Here is an 8,048-nt window from a genome sequence, read left to right as displayed (position 1 = left end):
AAAAGCTGTCCGCTTTGCGGACAGCTTTTTATATTGAAAAGTGCAGGGCTGCACATCCGTTCATTTTAATAGAGATCCGCTTCTTTGCTGAAGACGGAAGCATAATGGGAATGATTGCTTTCTGCGGTTCCGGCAGTTTGAAGATCCATTTTGATATTGAGCAGTCGATCGAGGTATTGGCTAACTTCAACAGTTTCCCTGGCGGTAAATCCATATTTATCTGCTACATCTACCATTCGGCTGCGGTATTTTTCAATAACTATTTCCAGCAAGTTCAATTAGAGCCCCTCCTCTGCCTAATGTCTAATGTCTAATTCTGTTAATTATTATATCGTATTCTAGCAGCGATTTGTTAATAACTTGAAGATAACTTTCAAAAATTCTTAGATAAAACACGACATAAGTTCAGCTCTTCCGACAATAAATAACAAAATTATGTGAATTTTTGTTCCCTTTCAAAAATTAAGGTAGTAAAATGGTAATAGAAAAAGAGTAAGAGGGGGCAGAAAAATGTTTCGAAAGTCATCCGGAATAAGGAGAAAATTGCTGATTTGCTTTACTATTCTCATAGGACTCAGTATTTTGATGGCCGGCATCAATTTTTCAAGCATAAAAATGATGCAGAAAGATACAAATGCGATTGTGGGCGATGAACTGCAGTCTCTCATCCTGGAGGAAAAGCTGTCATACAACCTTTCCAGTCAGGTCTCAGCTATTCAGGGATATTTCTTATACAATATGTCCTCCTATAAAGACCGGTATTTGCAGCTTGTGAAAGATGGCAAAGAGATGGAGAAAGAGCTGCTGAACATTTCAGCAAACCCAAAAGCGAAAAAAGTGATGGATCAAACAGCCCGGTGGCAGGAGCTGATTAATAAAAAGATCATCCCTTCATATGAGTCAGGGTACAAAGTGTCCGCATCTGAAATGCTTGCTGATGAAGGCGAAAAGCAATCCAATGCGCTGATTAAAAGCTATGAAAACATATCAAAAAGCAGAGAGCAGGAAATATCTAAAAAAGGGCAGAGCATTATAGCCGGAAGCACAGTCATCCTTTTGGCGAGCATGGTCTTGGCTATTCTCATTGTAGCAGCGGGAATCATTATGGCGATAAGGGTTTCAAGATCAATTACCGTTCCTGTGCTAAGTTTATTAAAAAGGCTGAAGCTGATAACAGAAGGCAATTTAGGCTTAGAGCCTCTTCCAGTCAAATCAAACGATGAGCTTGGAGTGCTGACTGTATCTGTGAACAGCATGAACGACAAACTGCATGCGCTTGTAACAAGCATAAATGAAGCAGCGGCTTCTATAGGGAAGCAAAGTGAACAGCTGCAAAATTCCGCTGATTATGTGAGAGAAGGCAGCGAACAAATTGCTTCTACAATGCAGGAACTGACTTCCGGTGCTGAAAGCCAGGCGCATTCTGCTGCAGACTTGACAGAAGGCATGAGCGAATTTATCACAACCGTTTCGGATGCGGCCAAAAGCAGCCAGCTTGTTGCATCCTCCACAGACAGCGTGCTAATTCAATCTACTGAAGGAAGCAGGCTGATGGATGAATCGATCGCTGATATGGACAGCATATACATACTGATGGCAGAGACCGTTGAAAAGGTAAAGGATCTGGACAAGCAATCAGGACAGATATCAAAGCTTGTTGAAGTGATTCAAAATGTGGCAGATCAGACAAACCTGCTGTCCCTCAATGCTGCTATTGAAGCAGCAAGAGCAGGAGAGCATGGGAAAGGCTTTTCTGTAGTTGCGGAAGAAGTGAGAAAACTTGCTGAACAGGTATCCCATTCTGTAGAGGATATCTCAAAGATTGTGGCAGGAGTAAGAAAAGAAACGAAAGGGGTTTCTGACAATCTGCAGGGCGGCTATGAACAGGTTGTTAAAGGAAAGGAATCCATTCATGCCACAGGCAAAACGTTCCGGTCCATTCAAAAAGCCTTGAACGCGGCAGCAGATCAGGTTTTGAGGATTAAAGAGGAACTGACTCTTGTATCAGAAAAAGGCACGAAAATGAATGTCAGCATTTCTGATATTGCCTCCGTTTCTGAGGAAGCAGCAGCTGGCATACAGCAAACTGCCGCTGCCTCAGAACAGGCGAACCATGCGACAGAAGAGGTCAGACAGAATGCTTTGCATTTATCAAGCCTATCTGCTGCTCTAAACCAATCGGTCAACCAATTTAAGCTTTAAAGTAAAAAACCTCCTTGATGGAGGCTTTTTACTTATGGGATTCAGGCTGCACCCTGAAGTGGGCATTCAGCTGGCCCTGAAGCATTTTTTTGCGAATGTCCTTGCTCATCGCTTCTTTGTTTTCTTTCTTCTTAAAATCTTTAAGAATTTCACTTGTTTGAACGCCTTCTTCCCGCATATCTGCAATTTCCATCAGCCGTTCTATGTCTGTAAATGAATATTTCCTTGTCCCCTTATCCGTTCTTTCCGGATAAATCAGCTGGCGCTCTTCATAATATCGGATCTGCCTGACGGAAAGTCCGGTTATTTCACTGACAGTTCCAATAGAAATGACTTTTTTATCCCGATAGGAATGATTCTCCTGCATACCGATCCCCCTTCGGCACTCACCTTTTCTAACAGTATAGCGCATGCCTTTAAGAAAATAAGAGATCATGTAAGAAAATCTAACGCAGAAAAGCGGAAGCCGCTCGTTCAGCCCCGACAAGCGCTGGAGGAAAATCCCGAAAAGTCCGCACTTTGACTTTTTGGGATTTTTCGAAGCGACTCGAGGGGCTAGCGGCTGGAGCTGGATCAAGAAAAGCGGAAGCCGCTCGTTCAGCCCCGACAAGCGCTGGAGGAAAATCCCGAAAAGTCCGGTCTTAGACTTTTTGGGATTTTTCGAAGCGACTCGAGGGGCTAGCGGCTGGAGCTGGATCAAGAAAAGCGGAAGCCGCTCGAACAGCCCCGACAAGCGCTGGAGCAAAAATCCAGAAAGTCCGGTTTTGACTTTGTGGATTTTTGTGAAGCGACTCAGATCGGGCTAGCGGCTGGAGCTGGACAAAGTAGAAAAGCGCAAGCCGCTCGATCAGCCCCGACAGCTGCTTGTACATTTCTTAATTTCTGATATTTTCCGAAAAGACGGAATGCCAGTTTCTGAGGTCTTCCTGATGAAACATAATCGTTACGTCCTCAAACCGCTGATTGCGCGGATGAAAGACTGAAAGCTCCAGGAGTTCATTGCTGTCCGACAGCATGTATAATTGGCCGTTTTCCGGCTCAGACAAATTTAAAAAGTAAAAATTATTTTCGCCATATCCAATGACTTGATGCGTATCCACTTGTTTTCCTGCTTTCCGATTTTTCTAAAGTGTGTCCGGGAAAGCAGAATTTTAAACAGAGCAGCAAAAGTGGGAGACATTACACCATTTGTCACACATTTTAATAACAGCTTAGGAAAACTTTACATTGCGTTAATCATCCGCTAACAATTATTGGGTATTGTAGTAGTAATGAAATAGAGATGGAGTGGTTATACGCAATGAGCAATATGCTAAAAAATGCTCTTGAAGAGCAAAGAACTTACTATTTCCAGAAACTTCTCGCCATTGGGGTATACAATAATGCAGTGCTGAATAAAATGACGGTTACGGAATTAAAAAACGAATATAATTACTTTTATCATAATATTTGGAACGAAAAGAAGAAAAAAACGAAATAACCGAAATAACCGCAAAAGACTGCTTCCTGAGCAGTCTTTTCTTTTAGCACCTTAGCAGCAGAAGGAGAAGTCAAACTTAGGAGCTTGTCCCTGTATTGGACGGTAATGAAAACTCATGCTTTTAAACTTGGCCTTTAGGTAGTAAAATAAGTATGTTAAATATTAGAATTTTAAGAAAGTTTTTAAGAAAGTTTAAGAGGGCGATGGATATGAGGTTTTCTTACACGGAAGAAGAAATGGAACGAGCAATGACCCTTTTCAAAGTTTTTGCGAAAGCGTTTAAAAGCATTTCTGAGCATTCGATTCGCGACAGTAAAGAGCATGGCTTTAACCCGACTGAATTCGCTGTACTGGAACTGCTGTATACAAAAGGAGCGCAAAAGCTTCAGCAAATCGGATCAAGACTTCTGCTGGTCAGCGGCAATGTCACATATGTCATTGATAAGCTTGAAAAGAACGAGTATATCGAGAGACAGCAGGATCCGAAAGACAAACGGTCTATTTATGCTCACTTAACAGAAAAAGGGCGAAGCTATTTGGATGAAATCTATCCCATTCACGCCATCCGGATGACAAGGGCTTTTTCCGGCCTGTCTGCTGAAGAACAGGAGCAGATGATGAATCTTCTGAAAAAAGCAGGCCTTCACAGTCAGCATCTTTTATTTCGCTGACCGTTCAAGCGTCTCAGTTTCTGAATCCCTGCAGCCGGGGATTTTTTTTTGCCATAACGCAGCCAGCTGAAAGAAATGGAAAGTGTTTAAAAAAGGTGAGAGTCTGAAAAAAGGCTGGTACAATAAGAGAGAGCAGCTCTGCCACATAGAAAAGATGTTTTTCATTTGCCTGCGGGCAAAGAATGAAGCACCTATAATCCAGCATGATTGCAGAAAGGGCGTTGGTTCCAATGAACGAAATAAGTATTGTAATAGTGGATGATAATAACGATTCCATAGAGATTCTGCAATATTTTATCAGCCAGCTCCAGGATTTTAAAATTCTTGCCGTCTGCTCAAACGGAGAAGAATTGATCGAGTCAGTAATGAGGGAGAAACCGGATCTTATTCTGGCAGATATCAACATGCCAAAGAAAAACGGCATACAGGCGATTGAAGAATGCAGGCAATTTCAGCCCCAGCTGAACTTTATTTTTATAACAGGCTATGATGATTATGCCGTGGATGCTTTTAACCTCAGCGCAGTGGATTACATAGTAAAGCCGGTTGAAAAAAGCAGGCTGTATTTGGCCCTTGAAAAGGCAAAGTCAGTGATAAGACGAAAAGGGTCCTATCCTGCTGAACAGATTTCAGCAGTTACTGAAGAAGCAAAAGAAAAACGGCTTCCCATTAAATTTAACGGCTCTTTATTCTATATCCCTCTAAAGGATATTATTTATATTGAGAAATCCATAAAGAAGTCTCTCATACATACGAGTGAAAGAACTTATGAGTCCTACGAAAATATCAGCGACCTGGTTAATATGCTTGATGAGTCCTTTTACCAGACGCATCGCTCCTATATAGTCAATTTGTCGAAAATCTCCCATATTACTCCGAGAAATGAGACATATCTTGCCTATTTTTTTAATTTTCATTCTCATGCGCATGTATCCAAGCTTAAAATCAATGAGCTGCAGGAAAAGATGGAAAAGTATATTGCAAATTAAGCTTGATTGATAAAGAAGGGTGAGGCACGTGTTAATGAAAGGTGATTATATCGAGGTTCTTGTCATTTTCTCTATTATTATTGCTATCTTCGGTTCTTATACAGCAATGGATTTAGCAGAAAAGGCCATAAAGGAATCCAAATACAAGCTGTTTTGGAGCTCTGCGGCAGGCCTTTCTCTCGGCATAGGCATTTGGACGATGCATTTCATCGGGATGATCGGCTATCAGGTCCCCTTTACCATCCAATTTGATCCGGGCAAAACTTTTTTGTCTTTAGTGATTGCAGTAGCGGCCTCTTTAATTGGCTTTGTTTTTATGACGGCAAAGAAAGTCAGCTTTTATTGGGATATGGTCTCAGGTATTATCGTCGGGGCTGGAATAAGCGGCATGCACTATTTAGGCATGTCTGCTATGAAGATGCCTGTTCATATGGCGTATAATATGCCCCTTGTGTTCTTGTCCATTTTGATTGCCATCGGCTGTGCTTTTTTGGCTGCTTATATGATGAGAAGACGGCGGAACAATGAGCAGCTGTCCATATTTTCTAAGCTGATCAGCTCTGTTATTCTCGGACTTGGCATATCCGGCATGCACTACACTGGGATGGCGGCCATGACGTATGAGGCGCATATGCATGAGATGAGCGGAGCAGGAAGCGGTTCTCAGGACCAGTACACGATTCTTGCTGTAGCGGTGGGAATGATGACACTGTTTATTTTTATGATCTTTCTCGGCGGCAATGCCAAGAGCAGGATGGCTGAGCATGACAAAATGCAGCGCAAGGAACGCCGCTATCAGTATTTGCTTGAGAACACGCCGAATCTCGTTGTTTTTGTTAATGAGGAAGGCAGTGTAATAAGGAAAAACCATGTCTGGAATAACCTTATCGGAGATAGTTTCCCCGCAGACAGCACCTTTCCAGAATTGTTCAATTTGGAAAGGTTCCCTGAAATTCCGCGGCTGTTAAAGCAGTCTTTGAACGGAGAAGCTGTCAGCTACGAAGCATCCATTACCGGTGAAGACGGCACAGAGCACTTTTTTATTTTTGATCATCTCCCGCACCTTGAACAGGATGATTTTTCAGGTGTTTACATTTTCGGCAAAGAAATTACTGAAAAGCGGCAGGCAGAGCTGGAAGTGGCAGCAGTGCAGGCCGATTTAAAAGAGACGCTCCGCCTTCAGCAGGGGCTCACCGTGAAATTTACGAAACAGGGCGGAGAATATATCATTTCCCTTTGTGAGGGCAGTCTTCTGGATCGCATCGGAGTATCGGGCGATATGATCGGCAAGCCTGTTTCTGCCGTGCTGCCGGAAGAAAAGATTGACAGCATAACTGCCTGCTATGATGAAGCATGGACAGGGCATTTTTTGCAATATGAAGGAAAAATCAAGGATGTTGCCTACTACATGTCTCTTCAGCCGGTATTTAAAAACGGCCAAGTCAGTGAAGTAATCGGTTCTGCGGTAAATATTTCAGATCTCTATGAAGCGCAGGAGAAGCTGAAGAAAAGTGAAAGTCTTTACCGCTCTGTTTTGTCTACTATGTCAGAAGGGCTTGCCGTCCATAATTCAAAAGGGGAAATATTAACCGTAAACGAAAAGTTTGCTGCTTTCTTCAAACGCAGTGCGGAAGAAATGATCGGGCAGAATTTTTTTCAGCTCGAGTGCCGGCTGTATGATGAAAAAGGTGAGCCGAGGTCTTATCATAAATTCCCCTCTTATACTACTGCAAGAACAGGTGAAGCCATTCATGGCTATGTGATGGCTGTGGAACATCCAAACCATCCTGTATTCTGGATTACGGTGAACGCAGAACCGCTGATCAAGGATGATGCCCTTGTCGGCTGTGTTGTTACCATCAACGATATGACAACTCAAAAACTTCAGGAAATTGAACTGATGAAATATAACGCTACAATGATTTCTGCTAAAGAAGAAGCAGAAAGAGCAAACAAGGAAAAGTCCCTGTTTCTTTCAAAAATCAGCCATGAGCTGAGAACGCCGCTGAACAGTATTATGGGTTTTTCCCATATGCTGCTCGACAGCAGTGAAGCACTCCCTGATAAAAACAAAGAATGGCTTGATAAAATTCATAAAGCAGGGCAGCATTTGCTCTACTTAATCAATGACATTACAGATCTTACAAAAATAGAAGCTGGAGAAATACCGCTGACAAAAGAGCATCTGCCCGTTTATTCGCTTCTGAATGAAACACTTACAATGATGAGGCCGATTGCAGAGGATGCCTCACTGTCTTTGTTTTCCTCGCTAAACTACGTAAAGGAAAAGTCTATTTATGTAGATAAGGCAAGATTTAATCAAATTGTTTTTAATCTCTTATCAAATGCCTTTAAATACAATAAGGAAAACGGGACAGTGATCGTTTTCTCCTATGCCGAAGAAAATTGGATTCATATCGATATTATGGATACAGGAATCGGGATGCCGCCTGATAGTCTGGATAAGATATTCGAGCCCTTTGTACGCTTGGATTCAAGCTTTCAGGAAGGCACAGGCATCGGCCTGTCTCTTGTAAAGCAATATACAGAGCTGATGGGAGGAAGATGCAGCGTATCAAGCAAGGAAGGCGAAGGCACAACCTTCAGAGTCTCCTTTCCCGCTGCTGCAGAGTGCAAGCAGAGAATTGTTTGAATATCAAAAAGATGAAACAGGCAGCTGTTTCATCTTTTTTTGCGTTTTTTTCT

8 protein-coding genes are annotated in these 8,048 nt (G+C 42.4%); 5 read left to right on the top strand and 3 right to left on the bottom strand.

Annotated features, from left to right (window positions below):
- Window positions 1-65 precede the first annotated feature (65 nt).
- Complete coding sequence (locus LRR81_RS18320) at window positions 66-278, bottom strand: aspartyl-phosphate phosphatase Spo0E family protein (RefSeq protein WP_231790846.1); 213 nt, start codon at window positions 276-278, stop codon at window positions 66-68.
- A gap of 232 nt (window positions 279-510) precedes the next feature.
- Here LRR81_RS18320 and LRR81_RS18315 point away from each other — a divergent pair, with 232 nt between their 5' ends.
- Window positions 511-2,202: a methyl-accepting chemotaxis protein gene (locus LRR81_RS18315; protein ID WP_231790845.1), complete on the top strand. Its 1,692-nt coding sequence runs from the start codon at window positions 511-513 to the stop codon at window positions 2,200-2,202.
- Window positions 2,203-2,230: 28 nt separating this feature from the next.
- Here the strand turns inward: LRR81_RS18315 and LRR81_RS18310 are convergent, their stop codons facing one another.
- Together LRR81_RS18310 and LRR81_RS18305 are read right to left on the bottom strand one after the other, a co-directional pair.
- Window positions 2,231-2,569, bottom strand: a complete 339-nt coding sequence (locus LRR81_RS18310) for a MerR family transcriptional regulator (protein WP_231790844.1) — start codon at window positions 2,567-2,569, stop codon at window positions 2,231-2,233.
- 508 nt (window positions 2,570-3,077) lie between these two features.
- Complete coding sequence (locus tag LRR81_RS18305; protein WP_231790843.1) at window positions 3,078-3,302, bottom strand: hypothetical protein; 225 nt, start codon at window positions 3,300-3,302, stop codon at window positions 3,078-3,080.
- A gap of 200 nt (window positions 3,303-3,502) precedes the next feature.
- Here LRR81_RS18305 and LRR81_RS18300 point away from each other — a divergent pair, with 200 nt between their 5' ends.
- From LRR81_RS18300 to LRR81_RS18285, 4 genes are all read left to right on the top strand, one after another.
- Window positions 3,503-3,682 carry a Fur-regulated basic protein FbpA gene (locus tag LRR81_RS18300; protein ID WP_231790842.1) on the top strand — a complete coding sequence of 60 codons (180 nt, stop codon included), beginning with the start codon at window positions 3,503-3,505 and terminating at the stop codon, window positions 3,680-3,682.
- A 209-nt stretch (window positions 3,683-3,891) separates the two neighbouring features.
- Window positions 3,892-4,353 (top strand): MarR family winged helix-turn-helix transcriptional regulator, encoded by a 462-nt coding sequence (locus LRR81_RS18295; RefSeq protein WP_231790841.1) that lies wholly within the window; start codon window positions 3,892-3,894, stop codon window positions 4,351-4,353.
- A gap of 230 nt (window positions 4,354-4,583) precedes the next feature.
- The gene (locus LRR81_RS18290; RefSeq protein WP_231790840.1) at window positions 4,584-5,342 is read left to right on the top strand and encodes a LytR/AlgR family response regulator transcription factor; all 759 of its coding nucleotides are present in this window, start codon (window positions 4,584-4,586) and stop codon (window positions 5,340-5,342) included.
- A gap of 34 nt (window positions 5,343-5,376) precedes the next feature.
- Window positions 5,377-7,995: an MHYT domain-containing protein gene (locus tag LRR81_RS18285; protein ID WP_231790853.1), complete on the top strand. Its 2,619-nt coding sequence runs from the start codon at window positions 5,377-5,379 to the stop codon at window positions 7,993-7,995.
- Window positions 7,996-8,048 lie beyond the last annotated feature (53 nt).

Origin of the sequence: Metabacillus kandeliae (genome assembly GCF_021166585.1) — a bacterium.
GTDB classification, from domain to species: Bacteria; Bacillota; Bacilli; order Bacillales; family Bacillaceae; genus Metabacillus_B; species Metabacillus_B kandeliae.
The sequence above is the reverse complement of the archived record's forward strand: the minus strand, read 5'-3'. Positions and strand labels throughout refer to the sequence as shown.

Excerpts from the sequence above, each read along its gene's own strand:
- LRR81_RS18295 (WP_231790841.1), top strand. The coding sequence starts at position 3,892 with ATGAGGTTTTCTTACACGGAAGAAGAAATGGAACGAGCAATGACCCTT.
- LRR81_RS18290 (WP_231790840.1), top strand. The coding sequence starts at position 4,584 with ATGAACGAAATAAGTATTGTAATAGTGGATGATAATAACGATTCCATA.
- LRR81_RS18300 (WP_231790842.1), top strand. The coding sequence starts at position 3,503 with ATGAGCAATATGCTAAAAAATGCTCTTGAAGAGCAAAGAACTTACTAT.
- LRR81_RS18310 (WP_231790844.1), bottom strand. The coding sequence starts at position 2,569 with ATGCAGGAGAATCATTCCTATCGGGATAAAAAAGTCATTTCTATTGGA.
- LRR81_RS18285 (WP_231790853.1), top strand. The coding sequence starts at position 5,377 with ATGAAAGGTGATTATATCGAGGTTCTTGTCATTTTCTCTATTATTATT.
- LRR81_RS18315 (WP_231790845.1), top strand. The coding sequence starts at position 511 with ATGTTTCGAAAGTCATCCGGAATAAGGAGAAAATTGCTGATTTGCTTT.